A 24,879-nucleotide genomic window follows, 5' to 3' on the forward strand; every position below is an offset into this window, starting at 1 on the left:
TGGTTGCATTCGCCATGGGGGCGGCGACTATCCTTGCGGCGCCGGCACTGGAGCGGGCTGCGGTGCCGGGGCTGGCGCCGGCTCCGGCACCGCCTTGCCATGCGACTCCTGTCCGCCCTCGCCTTCGGCCGGCATGGCCAGCGGTGCCGGCGGTGCGCCTTCCTGCAGCAGATTGCCCGGTTCTTCCACCGGTTCGTCCTGCGGCTCCTCGACCGGCTCCACATGGCGCAGCGGCGGTGGCGGCTTGCCGCCGGGGAAGATGGCGTCGCGCGACAGCTTGCCCGTGTCGAGCGCCGTCTTGAAGAAGTCGCCCACCACCAGCACGGCGTTGTGGCCGCCCTGGCCCCAATAATTGCTGCGCATGGTGACCCGCGCGTCATTGAAACCGACCCAGGCGCCGCCCACCAGTTCCGGGTGCATCAGGATAAACCAGCCATCCGCATTGTTTTGCGTGGTGCCGCTCTTGCCGGCCACGTCGGAGCGGATACCGAAGCGGCTGCGGATGGCCGTGCCCGTGCCACGGTCGATGACGCCGCGCATCATGTCCGTCAAGGTCGACGCCGATGCTTCCTGCATGGCGCGCTTGGGCTTGTCTTCGCCGAAGCGGGCGATGACCTTGCCTTCGCGGTCGGTGATATGCGTGACGACGAACGGCAGGCGGGCTTCGCCCTGGGCCGCGATGCTGGCGTAGGCGTTGACCATTTCCAGCAAGGTGACGGGACTGGTGCCCAGCGCCAGCGAGGGCACTTTTTCCAGCTTGCTGTCGCGGATACCGAGCGCGCGCGCCAATTTGATGATTGGCGGCAAGCCGACGTCCTGCATCACCTGCGCCGTGATGGTGTTTTTCGAGTAGACGAGGCCGTCGCGCATGGTCATGTCGCGCCCCGTGGTGCCGCTCATGTCCGTCGGGCGCCATATCGTGCCGTCGGCCGCCTTGATATCCATCACGGCGTCGCGGTAGACGTGCTCGGGACTCAAGCCCTTTTCCAGCGCGGCGCCATACACGATGGGCTTGAAGGTGGAGCCGGGCTGGCGCGCCGCCTGCGACACATGGTCGAACTGTTCACGCGCAAAGTCGCGGCTGCCCACCCAGGCACGCACGGCGCCCGTGGCCGGATCCATGGCCGTAAAGCCCGCTTCCAGGCGTGTCTTCGACTTGCGCAGGGCCGCCATGAAGGCGCGGTCGCCTTTCAGTTGCGCCAGCGCGTCGTCCGGCGTGGCGCCGGCGGCCGTCAGCTTGCGGTAGTCGCCCGACTCGCGCACGAAGGCGTCCAGCAGGGCCGGATGCGATTTCCAGAAATAATCGAACGGCACGCTGCCGCCCTGCATGCCCGCGTACATGCCTGTCGAGGTGGATGACGGCACGCCCGCGCGGCTCCATTCCACGTCGGCAATCGCCTGCAAGGCATTCGCCTGGCGTTCGACGGCGCGCTCGGCCGCCTGCTGCAAGTCGTAGTCGAGCGTGGTGTGCACCACGAGGGCGTCGAGTTCCAGGTTGTAGTCGTTCTCGTCGGCCCACTGGATCAGCCACTTGCGCACATAGGCCGTGAAATGGCTATCCGATTGCGCCCGTTCGCTCTGGCGCTCGAAATGCAGGCGCAGCGGGCGTTTGATCAACTGTTTGTAGCGCGCCTCGTCGATGACGTCATGCTTGCGCATCTGCCCCAGCACCACGTTGCGGCGTTGCAGCGAGCGTTCGGGATTGCCGACCGGATTGTAATAATTCGTCCCCTTGAGCATGCCGACCAGGGTGGCGCTTTCCAGGATATCGAGGCGCGAGGCGGGCTTGTCGAAGTAGGTGCGGGCCGCCATCTCGATGCCGTAGGTGTTGTACAGGAAGGGTACGGTGTTCAGGTACGCTTCCAGGATTTCCGTCTTGCTGTAGGTGGCCTCGATCTTGAGGGCCGTGATCAGCTCCTTCAGCTTGCGGTTCAGGTTGCGCGAACGGCCGATTTCTTCGGGGAACATATTGCGCGCCAACTGCTGCGTGATGGTGGAACCGCCCTGGGGATTGCCTCCCGCAGTGTGCAAGATGGCGCCCGCCGTGCGCGTGAAGTCAATGCCGTGGTGGTCGTAGAAGCGGTGGTCTTCCGTCGAGATCAGCGCGCTGATCACGTTCGGCGAAATCTGTTTCAAGGTGACGCGTTCCTGCAAGCCCTGGTCGAAGCGGGCCAGTTCCTGCCCATCCGCGCTGACCATGGTGCTCGGCGCGGCCGCGCGCGCCTGGCGCAAGTCGTGGATGCTCGGTGTCAGGGGAATCAGCAGCAGCATGTATGCAGTCAGCAGCGCCAGCACGGCCAGGAAAGACCATAAGGCCAGCACCAGCGCGCGCCGCACGGGCGGCAAGGTCATCAAATGCGCGCGGCCGCGCCGGTACAGCGCCACCGCCCTTGCCCACCCCGCACGCGCCACGCGCCATGCCTGCGCGCGCGCCCGTATGAATGCCTGCCGTGCTTTTTCCTGAAACTGCTCCATGCCTGATGCCATGCCTGTACCTTGTCTGATGCCGGAAAATCCGTTTCAGCAAGTATATAGGGCGGGCAACAAAGCGGGCCGGAATTTACGGCAGGCAAGCATCCAGGCGGGCCAGGGTGACGCCGACATAGGCGCCAATGCAGCGCGCGTCATGCGTCGTAAACGGGTTTTCCAGCTGCAACAGGCCGCAGTCGCAGATGACGGGATCAACCTGGGTCACGACGCCCAACGCCAGGTAGCGCCAGCCATCGAGGCGCTGCAGGCGTTTTTCTTCACCCGGGTTGGCGCGGAAGATGGCGTCCCAGTCATCCATCTCGCCGGGCATGGGCCACAGTTCGAGCTGGACGTGCGCGCCGGCGGCCATCTGCCCGCCACCGAACTCGTCCATCACATGCAGGCGCTGGCCGCCCACCTCGATGATGGCTTCCAGGTACTCGCCCTCGGTCGCGATGAAGGTGGCGGCGACGATGCTGGCCGTCACTTCTGCGCCTGCTCCAGCAGGGCCGGCAATTCTTTCAGCATGGCTTCGCGCGTGCGCAAGCCCGCAGACTGCTGGCCTTTCTGCTCGTCCTGCACCAGGCGCGCAAAGACGATGCTGCGCTCGCCCTTGCTGGCCCAGCCCACGAACCAGCCGTAGCCATGTGCTTCGTCGAAGCTGCCATCTGCCTTGCGCGGGAAAGCGGCGCCCGTCTTGCCATGCACTTGCCAGCCGTCCACGTCTGCCAGGCGGGTCAGGCGCTGGGTTGCTTCCATCGCCTGCTTCGTCACGGGCAGCTGGTAATTGACCAGCTTGCGCAAGAAACCCAGCTGTTCCAGCGGAGAGATTTTCAGCGAAGAGCTGATCCACGAGCGTTCCAGGCTGTTGTCCTTGCCCGGGTCGCCCGAGAGGTCTGCATTGCCATAGCGCAAAGCCTTGGCGTATTTCTGGAAGCGTTCGGCGCCCAGCGCCTGCGTGATCTGCTGCGAATACCAGACGACGGAATACTGCATCCAGCGCGACGGGTCCGTATCCTGGCGCCAGGCTTCGCCGCCCCAGTCCACATAGCCCTGGCGGTATGGCAAGCTGGGCTTGTGCTCGTCCTTGAGGAAACCGGCGTCATAGCCCATCAGGCTAAGCGCGATCTTGAACGTGGATGCGGGGGTGACGCGGTCGAGGCAATTGCCCTCTTGCAGCAGGACGGCGCCCGTTTTGGCATCGGCCATGGCGGTGCAGATGGTGGCGGCCTGGGCCGCCGTGATGGAAAGGGCCGACAAGGCGGCCAGGAACGCGCTTTGCAAAGAAAGATTCATGCGTTTATTTAAGTAAAAGGTGGTCGTCAGTGCCCGGCCAGATGAATGGCCGGGAGCCGGTAGGCGGCACACGCCGCCCACCGCTATTCTACATGCCGATATTGACCACACCCTCGGCGGAACTGCGATAAGTTGCACTGCCCGCTGCCGCCTGCGCCAAAACCAGCTGTTCGCCATCCGGCGTCGCAAGCCGGGTCAACAGGAAGTCCGCGTTGGGCATCAGCCCTGTCGCCAGGATGGTGCTTGCCGAGGCCGGTCCATTCCAGCTCATGCGTGCCGACGGCGTCGCATCGCGGTTGAACGCCACCACCGTCTGCGTGCCGATCAGCACGGCCTCCGTATGGCTGTCCGCCACCAGGCGGCGTGCCGAACCAGTGCCTGCGCTGCCGCTGCCCAGGTCGTTGTCCGCCACGTGCAGGACATGCAGGAAGTACTGGGTGCCGCCAGCGGGCACACTTCCGTCCGCCTGTACTTCCAGGCGCCAGGCGCCGATATCGACCGTGACGCTGGTGTCATAGGCGTCCGTCACGGCCCTGGGCGGATAATTGCGCCATTTATAGCTATTATCAGCTTGCAGAACACGCACTGTGAATCGGCAATCGCCGGTGGGCCCGCCGGGCAGCAAGGTACCCGGACCGAAGGCGGAATCGGCACTGATCTGGTCGCATTGTCCACCCGCGTTCAGCCCCCCTACCTTGGTAATCACGGCCTTCTCGGGCAGCAAGGTCTGGGCGATCAGCATGCCGCCGCCGTTGCGAATGGTAATGCTGCGTGCATCGGTGGCCGCATAAGTAAAACGGTACTGCCCATTACCAAGTGCGGTGGCCGCCACTGCGGCAGCGGGTTCGTTGACCGTATGCAGCAAGAAGGTGGCGGGTGCGGCTTTTGTACGCACGCTGTCAAAGGTCAGGACGATGGGCAGCGAACCGGTCGCCGGCGCCGGCAGGTAGACGACGCTGCGCAGGAAACCATTCGCCTGATCCAGTTTGGATGAAGTATAGGCTTTGCTCGCGTTGCCGCGAGCGTAAGTGTAGCCAGGAGCATATTCATAATTGACAATGCCATCCAGGGCGTTCATCGCGCCAGGCTGGATTTCTTCCAGGGTCGGGTATGCCGCACGCGCACTGCCCACCCATTGCCCGCCGTCATTACTGAAGTCCACCTTGCTCGTCCCGCTGCCGGCCCGCTGGAAGCGCTCATTGGCATCAAACGCAACGACTGTATTATGAGCAATGCTGCGCGTATAGTAATTGGCCCAATGGGCGCTGCCATAGCTGTCATACCTGCCTGAATCGACCAGCAATGGTCCCTTGTAATTGAGAGAAATGCTGTTCTGATCCAGATGATGGTGGTTATCCGTAATGAATGAGGTCGACTTGAATTCCAGTACCGCCGCATCGGGATAAGTCCAGCGATCCCGCATCAGCACCTGCCCCGAACGGCGAAAGTGACGCGACAAATCCAGATCGGCAGGCTGATGCAGACTTGCCTGGTCGACCGGCCAGAACAATTGCTCCAGTACGTACGCCTGGCGATTTCGGCCAGAGCGCTGACCATGCACCTGCTGTTGATAATAGTCCCACGCATTGCCGTCAACGGCATGGGCGGCGGCCCATAACGCAATGCCGCCCACCAGCGCATCGCTCGACAATGTAAGAAAATTGTCGCCACTGGCGGGATAGGTTTTATCGCCGCGCTGACCATATATATACGGATAGATGGTTTTCGGCAGCCACTGCGACACTTGCCCCATCTCTCCTGCATTTTGCACAGAGGTACTCCAGAGCAGCAGGCGGGATGGCAAATCGCTGAGGCTATAGGAAAATCCGGAATGATATCCGCCATCGATCGATATATTACGGCGCACTGCCAGGAAGCCTTCGTTGAAATGGCTATACGCTGTTTCTATCATCGGCAGGACGTCGTCATTCTGCGGCCCGGCAATCGCCAGCAGGCCGACAGCGGCGCCGTAGACACTACTGAAATTCATGCCTGCCATATAGGCGGTAGCGATGGAAGGCTGGGGCGGCGAGGCGTGGCGATTCCAGTTTGTGAAAATGGGTTTGACGGCGCAGTCGAAAGAGGAAGCCGCCATGCCTTGCTGGCCACATATTTCGCTCAGCAGGTTGGTGCCGCCTGGTACTGCCGGTGCAGTAATGGTGTTCCTGATGGTAGTCGCGATGGCCGTTCGATAGCTGGCTTGCGTACTATCGTTGGGTACAGCACTTGCCCCCAATTCCGTGTACAGCCAATCATACAGGATGCCCAATGCGATGACTCTGCCGGCCATGGACATGTCGCCGCCTGCGTTCAAAGGGACAATACGCAGCTTGTCGATATAGTTTAATATCGCCGCATAATAGACGGGATCTTGCGTTATCTTGTACGCCATTCCCAATTGTTGCGCAGATTCGACCATCCCATTTCGATTGCCGACTGCGGTACTGCAAATCCTTGGGGATGTCCATGGCGTAGCGGAGGTTGGGCACGTATTCAGCGACGCGACGTCCAAATCTACCAAACGTGAAAAATCAGACCACGCCGCCGCCAGCACCACATCGAGCTGACCGGGATAATTGACCAGGATATTTCCCTGGCCATCCTTCAATATAAAATTACTGATCGGTTCAGTGGCTCTGCCAGGAAATCGAAACGCTGTCTGATCCGGAGAAAAATCGACTTTCCCCGAACCACTTTCAGACAGCCAGTCCAACCACATCGACATATTCGCACCACCAACTTTCAGGCTCGTGGTTTTCAGGCTGCTATTCCAGCTAAACTCAATTCGCGTTGCTACGCCTATGGGTATTTCAATGGTTCTATATGCAATATAACGTGATTTCTGTGCACCGATGGCCTGCTGCATCATCCCAATCTGAATTCTGGCAATCTCCGGCGTATCACCGCCAACGTGTCGTACAAATATGCCACTTCTCGCATTATTGAAGTCGGATTCACCAAAAACAGGCTGCTCCACAGAATCCACCGCCGGGTTTCTTTCGGCCGCAGTAAAGTCAAATGCAATGGTTCCGCCTGCAGCAGGAAAGACGGCTGGCCCCAGAGGCAATCGGCTCTTCAGATTATCGATTGCCGCCTGGGTTGTTAATATCCGAGGATGTTGTGGAGAAATCGATAGCGATATCGCGTCTGCATTCAAACCTGCAAAGCATAAAGAAAAAAACAATAATATTTTCCCACTAGCACACTTTTTTTGAGAAAGTCGTCCAGTTCTCGTTTGCATAGCATTGAAGACTTCCCGCATACACCACCCATATCAAATATCACTTAATTAATAAAATACTATCATCAATTAATGACGATATCATTTTTTTAAGTATTTGAGGGGATTATTATGAATGTACCCGCACCAGAAGTAGCCGCTCCAGCATTCTTCGTCTACCTGTTCCGGCCATGCTAACTTTGGTGTTTGTCTGGCGACAGGGTTTCCAAATCGCGTCGCAGCCGCTCCTCCTCAAGCTCATCCATCCCCAGCTTTTCCTCATCGATCAGCGCATGCTCTCGCCGCTCCCGTTCCAACTCGTGCTCCAGGCTGTCATCGTTGACTTCCCGCTCGATTTTCTCCGGCATGCTGTCCTCCTTCAGGGGGCTTGACTAAAAAACTCAGGCGATGTTGCCAGCCTGCGCCACGGCATCGTGCGGATGCAGGCTTTCCATATGCCGCACGCTAACGCTGGCCTGCGCGTACCTGGGCGCCAGCGCCGCCTGCACGCGGCGGGCCGCGTCTTCCACATACATCAGATTAGCACCATTCAGGCGCGCAAACGCCTGTTCGTCCGCCCGTTTCACGGCTGTCTGCAGCGGCGTCGCCAGCGCCGCTTCCACCAGGTCGATCAGGGGGAACAGGTCCAGCTCCGCCTGCTGCGTCAATGGCACGGTGACCGTTGCCGTGCTGCGCTGGCTGTGCGGCGTAGCCAGGCTGGCGTGTTCCTGCAGCCAGGCGCGCGCGGCCGCGCCGTCGATGCCGCCCGCGCCGAACTGCGCCGCAAAGGCGTCGGCCAGCAGTTGCCGCGACAGCGCCGCCGAACACGGACAGGTCGACGAGTAGCCGATCTCCACCGCCAGGGATAGCGCAAAGCCCTGTGGCGAGCAGCTGGCCTGCAGGCGCACGGGATACGATTTCCAGCCCGACAGTCCCGCCGTCAGCAGCGCCGGCTGGCGCCGCAGCAGGGGAAAGGCCAGTGCCATGCGCGCCTGCGTGCTGCCGCAATCGGCGTGACTGTCCACCATGCGCCGCAGCACGGCGGCCAGGCCCCCGGCATCGAGCGGCTGCGCTGCGGCAAACGCATCGAGCAGCAGGTACAGGCGCGACATGTGGATGCCCTTCACGCGGGGGTCGGGTAAATCCACGTGCACGTCGGCCCAGGCATGCACTTGCTGCGCCTGCCCGCCCTCCTCCAGCCACAGCGGCAAGGCGATGCCCTGCATGCCGACCCACTCCAGCGGCAAGGGACTGCCCAGATGGGGGCCGGCCGCCACGTCGGGCAGGGGCGAGGAAATCGGATCGCGCTTCATGTTGGTGGCTCCATATGCAAACAAGTTGCATATCATGGAGAAAAATAATCACATTTGCAAGCAACTTGCATTAATGCGGCAAATGGGCAGATCAGCTAGCCTTGCGAAACGTCAAATTGATGCGCTGCGGACCCAGTACCGCGTGTTCGCCCTCCTTCAGGGGCGCCACGCCGTGGAAGCGCAGGCGGTCGGTGCCGCCCCACACCACCACGTCGCCATGCAGCAAGCCGATGCGCGCAGCCTTGTCGGCCCGCTCCGCTCCGCCGAACAGGAAGGTGGCGGGCAAGCCCAGCGAGACGGAGACGATGGGCGCGGTGAAATCGCATTCATCGCGGTCCTGGTGCAGGGCCATGCGCGCACCGGGCGCATAACGGTTGACCAGGCAGGCGTCGGGAGCAAAGCCCGGATAGCCGGCCACCAGCGCCGCCTGCCGTGCCAGGCGCAGGAACACGGGCGGCATCGGCGGCCAAGGCAGGCCGCTGGCCGGATCGAGCCGCGCATACCGGTAGCCGCGTCCATCCGTGACCCAGCCGAGAGGCCCGCAATTGCTCATGGCAACGGACATGCGCAAGCCGCCCGGCGTGGCCATGTGACGCGGGGGCGCCGCCAGCACGATGGCGTCCAGCGCCGGCAGCACCTCGTCCAGATACGGCAGCGCAAAACCGCGCAGCAGCACCGAGGCGGAAGAGCCAGGCACCAGCGGCGCCGGCCCGGCCGGGGCCTGGTCTTCATCGGCAAACAGGGACAGGTTCATGCGGCCTATTTTAGCCGCGCCACGGAAAAAGCGCGCGCGGCTGCCCCATGGTGCGCTACAGTAGCGCTTCCAGCCACTACTACCCGCCTCCACGATGGATCATTACGCCGATTTGCTGCAAACCCTGGCGCAACAGGAAGATTCCCTGCAATTCGAACGCTTCGACAACGATGCCGCGCTGGCCGTGGGCCTGTGGATCGTCGAGGAAGTGCGCAAGCGGGGCAAGGCCGTCACCGTCAACATCACGCGCAACGGTCAAATCCTGTTCCACCACGCCATGACGGGCGCCACGGCGGACCAGGCGGACTGGATACGCCGCAAGAACAATACGGTGCAGCGCTTTTGCCGCAGCTCCTATTACATGGGCATCTCGTATAAAAGCCGCGGCAGCACCTTCGAAGACGTGAAATACCTCGATGACATCGAGTACGCGGGCCACGGCGGCGCCTTCCCCCTGCTGATACGCGGCGTGGGACTGGTGGGCACGGTGACCGTTTCCGGCCTGGCGCAAGCCGACGACCACGCACTGGTGGTGGCCGCGCTGCAGGCGCAGCTGGAACGCTAGGTTTCCAGCGCCCGGCGCAAGGCGGCGCGCGCCAGCAAGCGCGTGGAATCGAGCGTCGGCAGCGGCGAATTGGCGTCGCTGATGATCAGCGGGATTTCCGTGCAGCCGAGGATGACGGCGTCGCAGCCCTGCTCCCGCAAGCCGGCAATGACGGCCTGGAAGCGCGCCACGCTGTCCCCCTTGACCACGCCCGGCACCAGTTCTTCCATGATGATGCGGTTGATCTCGCTGCGCTCGTCCTCGCCGGGCCGCACGCAGGCGATGCCGCGCGCGGCCAGCCTGTCCGGATACACGGCGCTGTCGACCAGCCAGCGCGTTCCCGTCAGGCCCACCCGCCGGACACCGCGCGCCGCCGCTTCGCTGGCCACGACGTCCGCGATATGCAGCCATGGCAGCGGCGAACGGGGCGCCATCAGCTCGAATGCCTGGTGGATGGTGTTGTCGGGGCAGATCAGGAAATCGGCGCCGGCGGCGGCCAGCTTGCGCGCCGACGCCAGCATCAGTTCGGCCACGCCTGCCAGGTCACCCCTGTGCAGGCAATCCACGTAACGCGCCAGCGACGGCGTGTGCATCGATACTTCCGGGTGTTCATATGCCCCCAGCGCATGCGCGCCCTCTTCGCAAATCGTGCGGTAGCACAGGGCTGCGCCTTCGGCCGAGCAGCCGACGATGCCGATATGCCGTGTCATGCGATCTTCCTTTTCAATTAAATACGCTGGCCGCCATCGATGGGGATTTCCGCGCCCGTGATATACGAGGCGCGCTCGCTGCACAGGAACTCCACCAGGTCGGCCACTTCAGCCGTCGTGCCCAGGCGGCGCAGGGGGATTTGCGTGTCGACGATGTGCGAGGTGCCGGGCGACAGGATGGCCGTATCGATCTCGCCGGGCGCGATGGCATTGACGCGCACGTTCAGCGGCGCCATGTCGTTGGCCATTTCGCGCGTCAGCGACGCCAGCGCCGCCTTCGAACTGGCATAGGCCGAGCCGGCAAACGGGTGCACGCGGTAGCCGGCGATCGAGCACAGGTTCACGACGGCGCCATGCGCATTCGACAATTCCTGCGCGAAGCCGCGCGTCAGGGCCAGCGGCGCAAAGAAATTCGTGTTGTACATTTCCTGCCACGTCTGCATGTCGGTGGTCAGCGAATTGACGCGCGAGCCACCCGGTCCCTTCGGCGACACGCCCGCATTGTTGACCAGGGCGTGCAGTTTCGAGTCGCCCAGCATGGGGCGCAGCGTCTCGACCATCTGCCCGATCTGGCTCAGGTCCGACAAATCCATGCATACATGCGTGTTGTGCTCCTGGCTGCGCGGGCAGCCGCCGGGAATCGGGCTGCGCGAGACGGTGATGACCCTCCACCCCAGGCTGCGGAAGCGCTCCGCGACGGCGTGGCCGATGCCGCGGCTGGCGCCCGTAACGATGGCGGTTTTCTGTTCAATCTTGTGCTGGATGTTCGTCATGTTCTTCCTCGTCCTGTTCTTGTCCGGTTGCGCCGGCGTGGATGCGTTCCTGGCGCATGACATAGGCCAGCATCTGCGTCCCGCCGTCGAGAATGTCCTGTTCGATGGCGCGCCGCGCGGCCGCGCTGTCGCGCTGGCGCAGCGCGCTGATGATGGCGTGGTGGTGGCCCACCCGCATGTCGGGCGAAAAACTGGCGTATCCGGCGGCGATCAGGGGCGCCGTCTGCATCCACAGGTGGTCGACGAAGCGTTTTAAGGTCGGCATGCCGGCCGCCTGCGCCAGGCCCAGGTGAAACGCCTGGTTGCATTGCAGGGCCGCCGCCAGGTCGTGCCGCGCGATGGCCTCTTCATTCGCCTGCAGCAGGCGTTCCAGGTCGGCCAGGGTGGCGACGTCGATACGCTGCGCCGCCTCGGCAGCGCCCAAGCCTTCCAGTTCCAGGCGCAGCGCGCGGATTTCCAGGTAGCGCGCCACGCTCAGCACGGGCACGCGGAAGTCGCGCGGCGAGCGCAGCACCAGCGCCTCTTCCTGCACCAGCTGCAGCATGGCGTCGCGCACGGGCGTGACGCTGGTGCCCAGCTGCAGCGCCAGCTCGCGGATGCGCAGCCGGTCATTCGGCTGGAAGCGTCCGGCCGCCAGCGCTTCACGCAGCATGGCGTACACGGACTTGCCCAGGTTGACGTGCACCAGACTGTCCAATGGATGGTTCATGCGTTTTTTTGATCCTTGAAAAATTATGATGCATCATACATCAATGTGAAAAACAGTGTTTTTCCATGCGTGTGCCAGAGACAGGAAGCGCCGCCAGACCGTACAATCAGCCGCCACCGTATCGAAAGGAATGCACTTGAACTGGGATTATCCGCACGCCCATACCCTGCCCGTCACGCCCGAACCGGGTGACATCGACGGTTTGCAGCACACGAATAACGCCGTCTACGTGCGCTGGTGCGAGCATATCGCCTGGCACCATTCGGCCACCCTGGGGCTGGACCTGGACGATTACCGGCGCCTGGACCGGGCCATGGCGATACGCCGCGGCGAATACGATTACCTGCTGCCGACGCGGGCCGGCGAAGCGCTGACACTGGCTACCTGGCTGTGCGCCAGCGATGGCCGCTCCAGCATGGAACGGCGCTTCCAGCTGATCCGCGACAGCGACGGCGCCACCGTCGTGCGCGGACGCTGGGAATTGATCTGCATCGAATTGAGCAGCGGCCGCGCGCGCCGCCTGCCGCCCGAGTTCCTGGCCACGTACGAACCGGCCATCGTCGCGGCCGGCGCATGAACGCGGACGCCTGGAGCGCCGTTTTGCGCGCCGTTCAGCGAAGATGCGGGGCTTTTCTTGCGCCTCCGCAGTGCAACATGCATTTCGCTCCTGATTTGCCCGTTCATGCTTTAGAATCAGCGACCTCAGCCCCGTAAAAACAGGATAAAACATATGACGGCAGTCGGGATTACCGAACCACAAGAGCTCAAGCGCGGCCTGAAAAGCCGCCACATCCAGCTCATCGCCCTGGGCGGCGCCATCGGCACCGGCCTGTTTCTGGGTATCGCGCAAACCATCAAGATGGCCGGCCCCTCTGTCCTGCTGGGCTATGGCATCGCCGGCGTCATCGCCTTCCTGATCATGCGCCAGCTGGGCGAGATGGTGGTCGATGAACCCGTCGCCGGCTCCTTCAGCTATTTTGCCGACAAATACTGTGGCCACCTGCCCGGCTTTTTGTCGGGCTGGAATTACTGGGTGCTGTATGTGCTCGTCAGCATGGCCGAACTGACGGCCGTCGGCATCTACGTGCAGTACTGGTGGCCGGGCGTGCCCACCTGGGTCTCGGCGCTCATCTTCTTTTGCGTCATCAACGCCATCAGTCTGTTGAACGTCAAGGCGTTTGGCGAGATGGAATTCTGGTTCGCCCTCGTCAAGGTGGTCGCCATCATCGGCATGATCGTCTTCGGCGCGTACCTGCTAGCCTCCGGCGATGCGGGCCCGCAGGCGTCGGTGGCCAACCTGTGGCAGCACGGCGGATTCTTCCCGAATGGCTGGCAAGGCCTGGTGATGGCCATGGCCGTCATCATGTTTTCGTTCGGCGGCCTGGAACTGGTGGGCATCACGGCGGCCGAGGCGGACGATCCGAGCACGACGATTCCACGCGCCACCAACCAGGCCATCTACCGCATCCTGATTTTCTACATCGGCGCGCTGGGGATTTTGCTGTCGCTGTACCCGTGGCAAAACGTCGTCACCGGCGGCAGCCCGTTCGTGCTGATCTTCCATGCGCTCGACAGCAACCTGGTGGCCACGGCCCTGAACGTGGTGGTGCTGACGGCCGCCCTGTCCGTGTATAACAGCGGCGTGTACTGCAACACGCGCATGCTGTTCGGCCTGGCCAAGCAAGGCAATGCGCCGCGCGCGCTGCTGCACCTGAACCGCCGCGGCGTGCCGCTCGTCGCGCTGGGCGTATCGGCCCTGGCGACGGGCGCCTGCGTGGTGGTGAATTACTTCATGCCGGGCGAAGCGTTTGAAGTGCTGATGGGACTCGTGGTGTCGGCGCTGATCATCAACTGGGCCATGATCAGCTGGATCCATTTGCGCTTCCGCGCGCAGAAAAAAATCGAAGGCAAGACGACCTTGTTCCAGAGCCTGGGCTACCCGTTCACCAACTACCTGTGCCTGGTCTTCCTGGCCGGCATCCTGGTGATCATGTATCTGACGCCGGGCCTGCGCATCTCTGTCTACCTGATACCCGTGTGGCTCGCGGCGCTGGGCGTCGGTTACTGGATCAAGCAAAGCAAGGCCAAGGCATAGGCTGCTTGCGCCGTATCAAGCTGAAGAAAAAAAGCCCGTCTTCGCAGGAAGACGGGCTTTTTTCTTCAGCTTGGTTTTAAAACTGGCCGCGCAGGGTCAGTTGCCAATTGCGCGGCGTGCCATAGTAGTTGGCATTCGTCACTGAGCCGACGCGCTCGTAATACACGCGGTCGAACAGATTGTTGACATTCAGGCTCAAGGTCCAGCGCGGATCGATCCGGTATTGCGCCATGAGGCCAACGACGGCATAGCCGCCCTGCGTGAAATCGTAGGCATTGCCGTCGACCTTGCCCGCCACGTAGGTACTGCTCTGGATGATGGCATTGCCGCCCACCTTCCATTGCGACAGCGCGCCCGGCAAGGCGTAGGCGCTAGTGACCTTCAACATATGCCTGGGCGTGATGCTGCTGTAATCGGTGTGCGTGCTCTCGTCCTTGGTCTGGTTGTAGGTGTAGCCGGCCGTGCCTTGCCAGCCCGTGCCGAGCTCGCCGCCCAGCTCCATGTCGACGCCCCGGCTGGTGACTTTGCCTTGCGCCAGGTAGCAGCAGTTGCCCGCGAACGGATACTCGGTGTACGGGTAACGCATGTCCTGCACCCCGGTGCCCGTGCGCTGCACGTCAAAGACACTGAAGGTCGCGTTCAGCAGGCCATCCATCAATTCGCCCTTGAGGCCAGCCTCGATGCTCTTGCCGCGGATCGGCGGCAGGGAAGTGCCAGGCAGAGGCGCCGCTTTCAGCAAGGCTTGCGGTTTGAAGATGGAGGAATAGCTGAGGTAGGCAGACCACTTGTCGCTCACATCGACAATCACGCCGCCATACGGCGTGAGCTTGGTCGGTTCGCTGAAGGGCGTGTCCGTATCGAGTTGCAATACCCCTTGTTCATCGGCCAGATACGTCACCTGGCCAAAGCTGTAGCGGCTGGCCCGCGCGCCGGCGATCAGGTGCAAGCGGTCAGTGGGATGCAAGCGCAGCATGCCGTACACGGCCTTCTGTTCCTGCGTCCATGGCTCGAACACATAGCTGAGCGGTACGTCCAGGTCAGGATTCCAGGCATTGCGGTGGAACACATCGGCTGGCACGACCCAGTTATCCACGGGCTTGCCCGTGCCCCAGCGCGCCTTCACCCGCTGCCAGTCGACGCCAGCCAGGAATTCATGGGTGCGGCCCAGCACGGCAAATGTGCCACTGAGGCTGATATCGGCCACGTCCTGCCGGTTCTTCACCTCGTAGCGCCCGCCTCCCCACAAGGGGCCCTGACCAGTCTTCGGATCGACGGCGCCGTTGGCAAACGCCGTATCCGAGATAATATCCATATTGCTGTGGGTCAAATTGACCTTGAGTTTCCAGCGGTTGGCGAACTGGTGTTCGAACTGTCCGAACACCTCGCTGGCCGTGCGGTCATTGAAAGCCCACGGCTGGGTCAAGCTGGCACTGCGCGGCAAGCCGATATTGCGGCCGTCGCTATAGCGCGGCAAGCCGCTGCCGTAGCCATTGTCATTTTGCCGTCCATAGCTGGCGCCCACGGTCAGCAGGCTGCTGCGCCCCAGATCCGCTTCCAGTACGCCGTAGAGCTGCGGCTTTTCCACGCTGCGGTCATCGAGGTGATAGTCGCGCTGTTCATACACGGCCACGGCGCGGCCCCGCAGTCGCCCCTCGTCGGCCAGCGGGCCCGTCATGTCCACGGTGGCGCGGCGGTTATTCCAGCGGCCCAGCGATGCTTCGGTAATGATCTGGCGCTCGGCCAGGGGCTTCTTGCGCGCCAGATTGATGATGCCGCCCGGATCGCCTATGCCGCCCAACAATCCCGATGCGCCGCGCATCACTTCCATGCGGTCATAGAAGGCCATGTCTTGCTGCGCATCGTAGGAAAACGCGCCCAGCGCCAGCGGCGAACCGCCATCGATCTGCATGCTGGTGATCTGGAAGCCGCGCGAATAGAAATTGTAGGCATTGAAGCTGGCGCGGTTGGCAACGATGCCCGGCGTGAGCTTCAGGGTATCGCTGATGTCCACCAGGCGCTGGTCATCCATTTGCTGGCGCGTTACCACCGAAACGGACTGGGGAATTTCGCGGAACGACTGGTCGCTCTTCGAGGCGATGCTCGTCACGCGGCTGGTATAGGAGCCGCTACCTTCCGTGGTGCCATCGTGTGCGCGCCGCTCCATGACCTTGACGGCAGGCAAGACCTGCGGTGCCGCGCCAGCCTCGGCACCCGCTTTCCTCAGCAGATAGCCACCGGTGGCGCCGGGAATGGCGTGCAGGTCCGACCCGGCCAGCAAGGCGGCCAGGCCATCCTGGAGCGCATACCTGCCCTGCAAGCCAGGCGATAATAGGCCTTCCGCCAGGGCCGGCGCGAACGACAGGGTGATGCCTGCCTCGCTGGCGAACTGGTACAGCGCCTGGCTCAGGGGCCCGGCGGCTATGGCGTAGCTGCGCTTGGCGTCGGCCGCCTTGGCCGCTTCGGCCGCCTGTGCGCCAGCCATGCCCACGCCGGCAAGACCTGCCGACAACAGCGCACCGCGCAGGGCGGCTGCCAGCAGATGGAGCCGGAAGCGGTGCGCAGGCTGGCTGGGGGTGCGTGGAGGGTGAAGCTCGATTACTGTTTGCTGCATAACAATCCCTTGGATAATGTCAGTCGAAAAGCTGCTCTCTCTGACTTGCCGGACGGGATGTAAAAAGGGGCCAGTTTTTTTTGATTTCCTGCTACAACAATGGCATCAGCTGGCTGGCGCCGCCACCACGGTGAGCCAGTACGGCGTGCGCGACAGGATGGCGACGGGCAAGGTTTGCTGCAGTACATCGAGTGCCTGGTCAATATTATCGGTTCGAAAGATGCCCGAAATGCGCAAGCCCGCCACGGCTGGATCGCAGCGCAGGATGCCTCGGCGATAGCGGGCCAGTTCCAGCAAAAAATCATCGAGGCGCATTTTGTCTGCCAGCAGCAGGCCACGCTGCCAGGCCGTTTGCGCCGCCCCCGAGCGTTGTGCCGCCCCGATGGCCTGTGCGCTGAAACTGGCATGAAAACCGGCCGGCACGACCACGGGCCGCGCCACGGCACTGGCGCGTACTTCCACCGCATGGGCCAGCACGGCGAGTTCCGTGCGTCCCGCGTACTGGCGCACGGCAAAGCGCGTTCCCAACGCACGCAGGCTGCCTTGCGCCGTGCGCACCCGGAACGGCCGCGCGCGGGCATCGCTCGCCGTCTCGATCAGCATCTCGCCTTCACGCAAGATCACCAGCCGCTGCTGCCCGTCAAACACGACATCGGCTGCCGACGCCGTATTGAGCGTCAGCACGCTGCCATCGTCCAGGATAAAACTGGCTTGCTCGCCCGTTGCGGTGCGATAAGCGGCACGCTGGCTGTAGTGCCATGCCAGCGGCGAAACCAGTGCCACGGCGGCCAATACCTTCAAGGCCGCGCGCCGCTCGCGCTGCCGCCCCAGAGTGGCTTGCCCGATATCGGTCGGCACGGCGCCGAAGGTGCGCGCCAGTTCATTGGCCGCTTGCCACGCGCGCTCGTGCTCCGGACTCTGCGCGCACCATTGCGCCAGCCGGACATGCTCGCGCGCCGTCATCTCGTCGCCATGTAGCTTGACCAGCCAGGCGGCGGCATCGTGCACGATGCGACGATCGACGGGTACCGTACTCACAGCATCAGGCTCAGGCACTGTGCGAAGCCTTGCTGCATATACCGCTTCACCGTGCGCAAGGGAATACCCAACCGCTCGACGATCTGCGGATAGGTCAAGCCTTCCAGCTGCGACAGCAAGAACACGCTGCGCACCTTGGCCGGCATGGCATCGAGCATGGCATCGAGCCGTTGCAAGGCTTCCAGCACCAGCAGGCGCTCTTCGGGGGAAATGGCGACGGCATCGGGCTGGCCGGCCAGCGCAGCCAGCCAGGCTTGCTCCAGCGAGCGGCGGCGGAACAGGTCGATCATCAGTCCATTGGCGACCGTGCGCAAGTAAGCACGCGGTTCGCGCATGGGCACTGCCGCGCCCTGCTTGCCGGTACGGTAGCCCGTGACGATGCGCACAAATGTATCGTGCGCCAGGTCGGCCGCATCGAAGGAACAGCCGAGCTTGCGCTGCAGCCATGTCCTGAGCCAGCCATGGTGTTCGCTATACAGCACCGTGATGGTCGAGCCATGGGGGTCGGCAGAAACAGGCGCGGCAATCATGCGGGCACTTTCAGGAGAGCATCAATAATAAATGAGAATCATTATTAATTGTAGCCATATGCGCGTGCCCGCGCAAGTTTCCCCGAGCAATGATGCTGGTTTGCTCCCTAGACCGCGCCCGCAGTCTTGTCGTCCTCCGCGGGCAGCACATCGGCTTGCCACAGGCTGATGGCATGGCCCGCATACGACTGCAGCAGCACGTCATCGCCCAAGGTCTGCAATAATTTCTCGCGCTGCTCCGCCTTTTTCTCGGGCGTCATGCCCTGCTCGCCCGTCTTGTATGGCCCCAGCACGGAGACCAGGTCGCGCATCAGCGAATGGTCGGTCGGCGTGGTGACATCCGACTCCACCTTGCCCAGCATAAATTTCGTGATGTGGGTCGACTGGCTGGCCGCCTGTTGCAGGCTGGCCTTGACCAGCTTGCCATCCTTGTAGCCTATTTGCACATCGCTGCTGGCCGTATCCTCGATCTGGTGATACGTGTAGTTTTGCGACTCCACCCTGTCGGTCAGGCGCAGGGCCACGCCCGGGACCAGCGTTTCGTGGAAACTGGCGCTCAGCTTAGATTGCTGCTGCTGGCGGATCGAGCGGTCATTCTGGCTGGCGCCGGTAATACTGGTCTTTTGCGACAGTTCGTACTGGAATCCATCTTTTTCCGACGAACGCATGGGATTGCTGAATGCCGCCGTTTGCGTGACCGATGCGCTAAAGTCCGGCAAGCCCGTGACCATGGCGCGGTCTGCGGCGGCCAGCTGCCATTTCCCCTGTTCCGGCAGGCCCGTGCTGGCTGGCGACACGGGCGCATTGCTGTGCACGGCCGTAAACGCATCCTTGAACATGGACATCAGCGCGGCGTCGCCGTGGCCGCGCCAGGAAGCCTGATCGATCTGCTTGATGTAGCTGCTCATGGCCTTCGCCTGGCGCTCCTTGCTGCCCAGGGCGTTCAGCTGGCTGGCGTCGACTTTCACGTCCAGCGAGCCCGCCACGCCCGTGAAGCTGACCTTGCGCTGCGTGCTGTCGGCCTGAAAATCCAGGGTTTGCGTGCTTTGCGGCTCGCCGCGCACCAGCACTTCCGCGTGCAGGTTCACCGATCCCAGCACTTCCTGGTCGAATTGCATCAAGCCGGCCAGCCTGACCTTCGGCGTGCCCTGCGCCATGCCGTCGATGGCTTGCTGGAACGCTTCCGACAAGTCACCCAGGGCCTTGACCTCTGCGTCGCCGAGTTCGCCGCTGGTCGTCATGCGCACGGCCAGGCCGTCATCCTGGCTGTCGAGCGACAGCTTGACCTCGACGCCGCTTTTGGTGGTGATGCTGAGGCTGACCTTGTCCTGGCCATTGCCATGCAGGCTGGCCGGCGCGATGCCGCCCACCTCGGCGTAAGCGGCAGGCTGCGTGCGCGCCGGCGGCTGCAGCAGCGCTTGCGACACATTGCGCACGCCGCCCTTGAGCTGGTCCAGCAAGGCTGCGCCCAAGCCGCCGAAACGCCCGCCAAACGATGCGTACGGGGCAAAATTTTTCGTCATCTGGTCGCTGACGTCGTCGCGCGACGGGCTTTCCCACACCTTGGGCGATGGCAGCAGGTAGGAGATGGCCGGCATCTCCCCTCCTTCCGCCCCAAAGGCAACGATGGTCGATGGCGTGGACGCCGGCACGGCCGGCGCGTCCGCCCGGCTGGCCGTGACGCCAGACACACGGGACGGGGACGCATTCCAGCTCGGGATCGGGGAGACGGAAGTCATGGTGATGTAGCCTTGTAAAACAAAAACAGATACATGGATAAAATATTGCCCATTTTAATTTTCTGGCAACCCCTCATGCGCCCGCAATCCAGCACCGCCACGGATTGAACGTGTTGGCGAGCAATTGCATGGCAATACTGCATTAACGGCAAGAAACGGCAAAGCATGAGCGTCGGGGAAATGAAACATTTTCATGCCGCTGGCCTCGCCTGCTCCCAACAAGTTCAATCACAGCAGGGAATGTCCATTAAAATGCCACTATGGAACACAAGATTCTGCGCGCGCCGCTGGCCAGCTTTACCGACTTGTTGCTCGATGCCGTGTGCATGGTCGACGTGGAGGGGCGCTTTGTCTTCGTCAGCACCGCCTGCGAACGCATCTTCGGCTACACACAGCAGGAAATGATCGGCAAGCGCATGCTCGACATGGTCGCTCCCGCCGACCGCGCCCGTACCCTCGCCGCCGCGCAAGCCATCATGGATGGCCATGCGCAGACGCACTTTGAAAACCGCTACCTGCGCAAGGATGGCAGCCTGGCGCACATCATGTGGTCCGCCCGCTGGTCCGCCGCCGACCAGTTGCGCGTGGCGGTGGCGCGCGACATCACCTTGCTGAAACAGGCCCAGGCAAAGCAGGCCGCGCTGTACGCCATCTCCGAAGCCATGCAGGCGACGCAAGACTTGCCCGCCCTGCTGCACCGCATCCAGCTCATCATCGGCGAACACTTGCCCGCGCGCAGCCTGACCTTGCTGCTGCATGACGAACACGGCATACAGCCTCCCATGACGTCCCATGCCGAGGACAGCGCGCCCCAGCCAACGTCGTCCCTGGCCAGCCTGCTGTGCGACGAAGTCCTGCGCAGCGGCCGTCCCCTGCGTCTGCAGGCGGGACAACTGGCTGGCCTGCCGGCGGCGCTGCAAACGGCAGCCTGCGCCCTGTCATCTTGCTGGCTGGCCGTGCCGCTATATTCCTCCATGGGCAGCATCGGGGCGCTGGCCTTGCAGGGCGGCCAGGATGCCGTCATCGGCACGGAGCAAGACCAGGATTTGCTGCAATTTGTCGCCAAGCAACTTGCCACCGCCATCGAACGCCGGCAGTTGCAGACGCAGATGCAGTTCATGGCCATGCACGACGAGCTGACCCGCCTGCCGAACCGCCGCCTGTTCCACGACCGCCTGCACACGGCGTTCGCGCGCGCGCACCGCCAGGAAGGCCGGCTGTCGCTGCTATTCCTGGACCTCGACAACTTCAAGCGCGTCAATGACGACCACGGCCATGCCTGTGGCGACCTGCTGCTGCAAACGGTGGCGAGCCGCCTGCGCGATTGCATGCGCGAAACCGACACCCTGGCCAGGATGGGCGGCGATGAATTCGTCGTGCTTCTGGAAAGCAATACCGCGCCGGTGGACGTCAGCCTGATCGAGCAAAAGATCCATGCGGCCCTGGCCACGCCGCTGCACCTGGGCAACGGACAGCAATTGCAGATCGCCGTCAGCATCGGCGTGGCCCACTATCCGGAAGATGGCGACACCATGCAACTGCTGCTGCGCCACGCGGACCGGGCCATGTATGCCTCGAAGGTACTGGCGGCCGCCTCGCGCTAGCGGCCGCCAGCTCCTGGCGATAGTGCCTCTATGCTATACTTTTCGGCGATGCTAAGACTCTTCAAAACATGGCTGATCCTGCTGCTGATCACGACGGTGCCGCTGCAAGCGGCCGCCGCGGGCGCGACGCGGCTGTGCGCGCCGTTCGCTGACGAGCCTGCCACCGCGCTGACAGCGGCCTGCCAGCATCATGCTGCGCAGTCATCCGCGATGCCGGACAGCGCCAGCACGCCAGAAGACAACAAGACCCCTGCCAAGCACCCCGCATGCGGCGCCTGCGCCGGCTTTTGCCTGGGCGCGCTGATGCCGCCTTCCCTCGCCCTGCCTGCCGCCGCCTGCAGCGGCGCGCAACAAGTCACCATCGCCACGGCCACCTTGCTGGCGGGATTCATTCCCGACGGCCCGCGCCGGCCGCCGCGACCGCTTTCCGCTTAAATTCCAAGCTCGTCCCAAGCAGGCCACCAAGGTGGCCACGATAACCTTACTGCGTCTGAAAGCAACACATGATCAAACATTTCTTGGTGCGCGGCGCCTTCGCCGCCATGCTGGGCCTGCCCACGTTCGCCATGGCAGCCCTGCCCGTCATCGAAGTCTACAAGAGCGCCTCCTGCGGCTGCTGTTCCGCATGGATCAAGCACCTGGAAGCGAACGGTTTTACGGTACGCGCGAAAAATGTCGAGATGCCGGCGCAATACCGCAAGCTGGCCGGCATTCCCGACGCGCTCGGTTCCTGCCACACGGGCCTCGTCAACGGCTACGCCATCGAAGGCCATGTGCCGGCCAGCGAGATCAAGCAGTTGCTGCGCGAGAAACCCAAAGCCAAAGGCCTGGCCGTGCCGGCAATGCCCATGGGCTCGCCAGGCATGGAAGGACCGCGCAAGGATGCGTATGACGTCTTGCTGGTCAAGAGCAATGGCAGCACCGAGGTCTACAAGCACTACCAATAACCCTGAGGGGAAATGAAAAACGCCGCCGGAATCGCTTCCGGCGGCGTTTTTTTATCAGGCAGCAGTCAGGAACTGACTGCCTTCATGACTGCATCAGATGCTGTCCAGCACGGCATTCAGGCTGGCGCTAGGACGCATGACCGCTTCCGTCTTCGCCGGATCTGGCAGGTAGTAGCCGCCGATATCCGTTTCCTTGCCTTGTACCGCTTTCAGCTCGGCAACGATCTTTTCTTCGTTGTCCGCCAGGGCTTTGGCTACTGGCGCAAAATGCGCTGCCAGTTCCGCATCGTCCTTCTGCGCCGCCAGGGCTTGCGCCCAGTACATGGCCAGGTAGAAATGGCTGCCGCGGTTGTCCAGCTCGCCGGTACGTGGCGATGGCGACTTGTTGTTGTCCAGCAGCTTGCCGGTGGCTTCGTCCAGGGTTTTCGCGAGGATTTTGGCCTTCGCATTGCCCGTCTTGATGCCCATGTCTTCCAGCGACACGGCCAGGGCCAGGAACTCGCCCAGCGAATCCCAGCGCAGATGGTTTTCTTCCACCAGTTGCTTGACGTGTTTCGGTGCCGAACCGCCGGCGCCCGTTTCGTACATGCCGCCACCGGCCATCAGCGGCACGATCGACAGCATCTTGGCGGAGGTGCCCAGTTCCAGGATCGGGAACAGGTCCGTCAGGTAGTCGCGCAGGATGTTGCCGGTCACCGAGATGGTGTCCAGGCCGCGGAAGGCGCGTTCCAGCGTGTAGCGCATGGCGCGCGTCTGCGACATGATCTGGATGTCCAGGCCCTTGGTGTCGTGATCCTTCAGGTAAACCTGTACCTTCTTGATGACTTCATTCTCGTGCGGACGGTAGGAATCGAGCCAGAACACGGCAGGCATGCCCGAGTTGCGCGCACGCGTGACAGCCAGCTTGACCCAGTCGCGGATCGGCGCGTCCTTGACCTGGCACATGCGCCAGATATCGCCCTCTTCCACCGTTTGCGTCAGCAACACTTCGCCCGTTTCCAGGTCGGTGATGTTGGCGATGCCGCCTTCCGGCACTTCAAAGGTCTTGTCGTGCGAACCATATTCTTCCGCTTGCTGCGCCATCAGGCCCACGTTCGGCACGGTGCCCATGGTCTTCGGATCGAAGTTGCCATGCCATTTGCAGAAGCCGATCATTTCCTGGTAGATGCGCGCGAAAGTCGATTCCGGCATGACTGCCTTGACGTCTTTCGGACGGCCATCGGCGCCCCACATCTTGCCGCCGATACGGATCATGGCTGGCATCGACGCGTCGACGATGATGTCGTTCGGCGAATGGAAGTTGGTGATGCCCTTGGCCGAATCGACCATGGCCAGTTCCGGACGGTTGGCGTGGCAGGCGTGCAAATCTTTCAGCACTTCATCTTTTTGCGACGCTGGCAGGGTTTCGATCTTGTCGTACAGGTTGCTCATGCCATTGTTGACATTCACGCCCAGCTTGTCGAACAGTTCCGCATGCTTGGCGAACGCGTCCTTGTAGAAGATGCGCACGCAGTGGCCGAAAACGATCGGGTGCGAGACCTTCATCATGGTGGCCTTGACGTGCAGCGAGAACATCACGCCCGTCTTGAAGGCGTCGTCGATTTCTTTCTCGTAGAACTCCAGCAGCGCTTTCTTGCTCATGAACATGCTGTCGATGATTTCGCCCGCTTGCAGGGAAACCTTCGGTTTCAGCACGATGGTCTTGCCCGAGGCCGTGACCAGTTCCATCTTGACATCGCGGGCCTTTTCCAGGGTCAGCGACTTTTCGCCATGGTAGAAGTCGCCATGATGCATGTGCGAGACGTGCGTTTGCGACGATTGGCTCCACTCGCCCATCGAGTGCGGGTGCTTGCGTGCATACTCTTTGACGGCCTTCGGTGCGCGGCGGTCGGAATTGCCTTCGCGCAGGACCGGGTTGACCGAGCTGCCGATGCACTTGCCGTAGCGGGCTTTCAGGGCCTTGTCTTCGTCCGTCTTCGCATCTTCCGGATAGTCCGGCAGCTTGTAGCCGCGGCCTTGCAATTCGCGCACGCAGGCGATCAGCTGGCCTTGCGAGGCGCTGATGTTCGGCAGTTTGATGATGTTGGTGTCCGGATTCTGGGTCAATTTGCCCAGTTCAGCCAGGGTGTTCGGGACTTTTTGCGCGTCCGTCAGGAATTCTGGAAATTCAGCCAGTACACGTGCCGCCACCGAAATATCGCTGGAAACGACGTCCACGCCAGCCGGCGCGGTGAATTTTTTGATAATTGGCAGCAGGGAATACGTCGCGAGCAGCGGCGCCTCGTCAGTCAGCGTGTAGATGATTTTGGATTTTTGTGTTGCCATGTTCATTCCCTTGTATGCGGTGATGCCTGGTGGTTAACTTTCTTCATTCCAAACACAGGACGGTTAGCCTTGCTTTGGACGGCTAGTGTGCCGGCGGTGACGCCGTGCTTGCCCACCACGTATTTTAGACTGTCCTGCCGCTGTTTGTGTATCCGATGGCGACGAATCTTATATAAGACAGCAAATATCCGGATCTAAAGGC

General features: G+C 62.5%; 21 protein-coding genes. 6 read left to right on the plus strand and 15 right to left on the minus strand.

Going from position 1 to position 24,879, the window contains the following annotated elements; translation table 11 throughout:
- Positions 1–27: 27 nt before the first annotated feature.
- The 7 genes from JAB1_RS15495 to alkB all read right to left on the minus strand — a co-directional run bounded on the left by JAB1_RS15495 (position 28) and on the right by alkB (position 9,052).
- Positions 28–2,487, minus strand: coding sequence for a transglycosylase domain-containing protein (locus tag JAB1_RS15495; RefSeq protein ID WP_070280632.1), 2,460 nt, complete (start codon positions 2,485–2,487; stop codon positions 28–30).
- Between the two features lie 73 nt (positions 2,488–2,560).
- Entirely contained in the window at positions 2,561–2,956 is a 396-nt protein-coding gene (locus JAB1_RS15500) for a hypothetical protein (protein ID WP_052140493.1), read from the minus strand.
- On the minus strand, positions 2,953–3,765 hold the full coding sequence (blaOXA, locus tag JAB1_RS15505; protein ID WP_070280634.1) for a class D beta-lactamase: 813 nt from the start codon (positions 3,763–3,765) through the stop codon (positions 2,953–2,955). The genes JAB1_RS15500 and blaOXA overlap by 4 nt, the downstream gene beginning before the upstream one ends.
- An 88-nt stretch (positions 3,766–3,853) precedes the next feature.
- On the minus strand, positions 3,854–6,949 hold the full coding sequence (locus tag JAB1_RS15510) for a heparinase II/III family protein (protein ID WP_175445074.1): 3,096 nt from the start codon (positions 6,947–6,949) through the stop codon (positions 3,854–3,856).
- 230 nt (positions 6,950–7,179) lie between these two features.
- Positions 7,180–7,353, minus strand: coding sequence for a hypothetical protein (locus JAB1_RS29950; RefSeq protein ID WP_175445075.1), 174 nt, complete (start codon positions 7,351–7,353; stop codon positions 7,180–7,182).
- A 33-nt stretch (positions 7,354–7,386) separates the two neighbouring features.
- The gene (gene folE2, locus JAB1_RS15515) at positions 7,387–8,298 is read right to left on the minus strand and encodes a GTP cyclohydrolase FolE2 (protein WP_139144572.1); all 912 of its coding nucleotides are present in this window, start codon (positions 8,296–8,298) and stop codon (positions 7,387–7,389) included.
- A gap of 91 nt (positions 8,299–8,389) precedes the next feature.
- Positions 8,390–9,052 (minus strand): DNA oxidative demethylase AlkB, encoded by a 663-nt coding sequence (gene alkB / locus JAB1_RS15520; RefSeq protein ID WP_070280638.1) that lies wholly within the window; start codon positions 9,050–9,052, stop codon positions 8,390–8,392.
- A gap of 94 nt (positions 9,053–9,146) precedes the next feature.
- On the opposite strand from alkB, the gene JAB1_RS15525 reads away from it, so the two are divergent.
- Entirely contained in the window at positions 9,147–9,617 is a 471-nt protein-coding gene (locus JAB1_RS15525) for a heme-degrading domain-containing protein (protein WP_070280640.1), read from the plus strand.
- Here JAB1_RS15525 and JAB1_RS15530 read toward each other — a convergent pair.
- From JAB1_RS15530 to JAB1_RS15540, 3 genes are read right to left on the minus strand one after another with little or no spacing between them, the layout of a single operon-like run.
- Positions 9,614–10,306, minus strand: coding sequence for an amino acid racemase (locus tag JAB1_RS15530; protein WP_070280641.1), 693 nt, complete (start codon positions 10,304–10,306; stop codon positions 9,614–9,616). The two genes, JAB1_RS15525 and JAB1_RS15530, sit on opposite strands and share 4 nt — an antisense overlap.
- Before the next feature lie 17 nt (positions 10,307–10,323).
- Positions 10,324–11,079, minus strand: coding sequence for an SDR family oxidoreductase (locus tag JAB1_RS15535; protein WP_070256933.1), 756 nt, complete (start codon positions 11,077–11,079; stop codon positions 10,324–10,326).
- A complete protein-coding gene (locus JAB1_RS15540) occupies positions 11,054–11,788 on the minus strand; it encodes a GntR family transcriptional regulator (protein WP_083299772.1) in 735 nt (244 codons plus the stop codon). Before JAB1_RS15540 ends, JAB1_RS15535 begins: the two co-directional genes overlap by 26 nt.
- Before the next feature lie 136 nt (positions 11,789–11,924).
- On the opposite strand from JAB1_RS15540, the gene JAB1_RS15545 reads away from it, so the two are divergent.
- Both JAB1_RS15545 and JAB1_RS15550 read left to right on the plus strand, forming a co-directional pair.
- On the plus strand, positions 11,925–12,365 hold the full coding sequence (locus JAB1_RS15545) for a thioesterase family protein (protein WP_205412592.1): 441 nt from the start codon (positions 11,925–11,927) through the stop codon (positions 12,363–12,365).
- Positions 12,366–12,518: 153 nt separating this feature from the next.
- Positions 12,519–13,883 carry an amino acid permease gene (locus tag JAB1_RS15550; protein ID WP_070256931.1) on the plus strand — a complete coding sequence of 455 codons (1,365 nt, stop codon included), beginning with the start codon at positions 12,519–12,521 and terminating at the stop codon, positions 13,881–13,883.
- 76 nt (positions 13,884–13,959) lie between these two features.
- Here JAB1_RS15550 and JAB1_RS15555 read toward each other — a convergent pair whose 3' ends face one another.
- The 4 genes from JAB1_RS15555 to JAB1_RS15570 form a co-directional block, all read right to left on the minus strand.
- Positions 13,960–16,494 carry a TonB-dependent receptor gene (locus tag JAB1_RS15555; RefSeq protein ID WP_083299773.1) on the minus strand — a complete coding sequence of 845 codons (2,535 nt, stop codon included), beginning with the start codon at positions 16,492–16,494 and terminating at the stop codon, positions 13,960–13,962.
- 105 nt (positions 16,495–16,599) lie between these two features.
- Entirely contained in the window at positions 16,600–17,532 is a 933-nt protein-coding gene (locus tag JAB1_RS15560) for a FecR domain-containing protein (RefSeq protein ID WP_070280645.1), read from the minus strand.
- Positions 17,529–18,062: a sigma-70 family RNA polymerase sigma factor gene (locus tag JAB1_RS15565; RefSeq protein ID WP_070280647.1), complete on the minus strand. Its 534-nt coding sequence runs from the start codon at positions 18,060–18,062 to the stop codon at positions 17,529–17,531. The genes JAB1_RS15560 and JAB1_RS15565 overlap by 4 nt, the downstream gene beginning before the upstream one ends.
- A gap of 107 nt (positions 18,063–18,169) precedes the next feature.
- The gene (locus JAB1_RS15570) at positions 18,170–19,801 is read right to left on the minus strand and encodes a hypothetical protein (protein ID WP_139144573.1); all 1,632 of its coding nucleotides are present in this window, start codon (positions 19,799–19,801) and stop codon (positions 18,170–18,172) included.
- A gap of 260 nt (positions 19,802–20,061) precedes the next feature.
- Between JAB1_RS15570 and JAB1_RS15575 the strand changes: the two genes are divergently transcribed.
- The 3 genes from JAB1_RS15575 to JAB1_RS15585 all read left to right on the plus strand — a co-directional run bounded on the left by JAB1_RS15575 (position 20,062) and on the right by JAB1_RS15585 (position 22,352).
- Positions 20,062–21,405, plus strand: coding sequence for a diguanylate cyclase (locus tag JAB1_RS15575; RefSeq protein WP_070280651.1), 1,344 nt, complete (start codon positions 20,062–20,064; stop codon positions 21,403–21,405).
- A gap of 48 nt (positions 21,406–21,453) precedes the next feature.
- Positions 21,454–21,840: a hypothetical protein gene (locus JAB1_RS15580; protein ID WP_070280653.1), complete on the plus strand. Its 387-nt coding sequence runs from the start codon at positions 21,454–21,456 to the stop codon at positions 21,838–21,840.
- Positions 21,841–21,908: 68 nt separating this feature from the next.
- A complete protein-coding gene (locus JAB1_RS15585) occupies positions 21,909–22,352 on the plus strand; it encodes a DUF411 domain-containing protein (RefSeq protein WP_034786439.1) in 444 nt (147 codons plus the stop codon).
- A gap of 93 nt (positions 22,353–22,445) precedes the next feature.
- On the opposite strand, the gene JAB1_RS15590 is transcribed toward JAB1_RS15585, so the two are convergent.
- Entirely contained in the window at positions 22,446–24,677 is a 2,232-nt protein-coding gene (locus JAB1_RS15590; protein WP_070280799.1) for an NADP-dependent isocitrate dehydrogenase, read from the minus strand.
- Positions 24,678–24,879: the final 202 nt, after the last annotated feature.

This window comes from Janthinobacterium sp. MP5059B, assembly GCF_001758645.1.
Classification (GTDB): Bacteria; Pseudomonadota; Gammaproteobacteria; order Burkholderiales; family Burkholderiaceae_D; genus Janthinobacterium; species Janthinobacterium lividum.

What these genes read in the sequence shown, in the direction of transcription:
- JAB1_RS15580 (WP_070280653.1), top strand. Translation starts at nt 21,454, where the DNA reads ATGCTAAGACTCTTCAAAACATGGCTGATCCTGCTGCTGATCACGACG.
- JAB1_RS15555 (WP_083299773.1), bottom strand. Translation starts at nt 16,494, where the DNA reads ATGCAGCAAACAGTAATCGAGCTTCACCCTCCACGCACCCCCAGCCAG.
- JAB1_RS15585 (WP_034786439.1), top strand. Translation starts at nt 21,909, where the DNA reads ATGATCAAACATTTCTTGGTGCGCGGCGCCTTCGCCGCCATGCTGGGC.
- JAB1_RS15575 (WP_070280651.1), top strand. Translation starts at nt 20,062, where the DNA reads ATGGAACACAAGATTCTGCGCGCGCCGCTGGCCAGCTTTACCGACTTG.
- JAB1_RS15550 (WP_070256931.1), top strand. Translation starts at nt 12,519, where the DNA reads ATGACGGCAGTCGGGATTACCGAACCACAAGAGCTCAAGCGCGGCCTG.
- JAB1_RS15570 (WP_139144573.1), bottom strand. Translation starts at nt 19,801, where the DNA reads ATGACTTCCGTCTCCCCGATCCCGAGCTGGAATGCGTCCCCGTCCCGT.
- blaOXA (WP_070280634.1), bottom strand. Translation starts at nt 3,765, where the DNA reads ATGAATCTTTCTTTGCAAAGCGCGTTCCTGGCCGCCTTGTCGGCCCTT.
- JAB1_RS15565 (WP_070280647.1), bottom strand. Translation starts at nt 18,062, where the DNA reads ATGATTGCCGCGCCTGTTTCTGCCGACCCCCATGGCTCGACCATCACG.
- JAB1_RS15530 (WP_070280641.1), bottom strand. Translation starts at nt 10,306, where the DNA reads ATGACACGGCATATCGGCATCGTCGGCTGCTCGGCCGAAGGCGCAGCC.
- JAB1_RS15590 (WP_070280799.1), bottom strand. Translation starts at nt 24,677, where the DNA reads ATGGCAACACAAAAATCCAAAATCATCTACACGCTGACTGACGAGGCG.
- JAB1_RS15495 (WP_070280632.1), bottom strand. Translation starts at nt 2,487, where the DNA reads ATGGCATCAGGCATGGAGCAGTTTCAGGAAAAAGCACGGCAGGCATTC.
- JAB1_RS29950 (WP_175445075.1), bottom strand. Translation starts at nt 7,353, where the DNA reads ATGCCGGAGAAAATCGAGCGGGAAGTCAACGATGACAGCCTGGAGCAC.
- JAB1_RS15525 (WP_070280640.1), top strand. Translation starts at nt 9,147, where the DNA reads ATGGATCATTACGCCGATTTGCTGCAAACCCTGGCGCAACAGGAAGAT.
- JAB1_RS15535 (WP_070256933.1), bottom strand. Translation starts at nt 11,079, where the DNA reads ATGACGAACATCCAGCACAAGATTGAACAGAAAACCGCCATCGTTACG.
- folE2 (WP_139144572.1), bottom strand. Translation starts at nt 8,298, where the DNA reads ATGAAGCGCGATCCGATTTCCTCGCCCCTGCCCGACGTGGCGGCCGGC.
- alkB (WP_070280638.1), bottom strand. Translation starts at nt 9,052, where the DNA reads ATGAACCTGTCCCTGTTTGCCGATGAAGACCAGGCCCCGGCCGGGCCG.
- JAB1_RS15540 (WP_083299772.1), bottom strand. Translation starts at nt 11,788, where the DNA reads ATGAACCATCCATTGGACAGTCTGGTGCACGTCAACCTGGGCAAGTCC.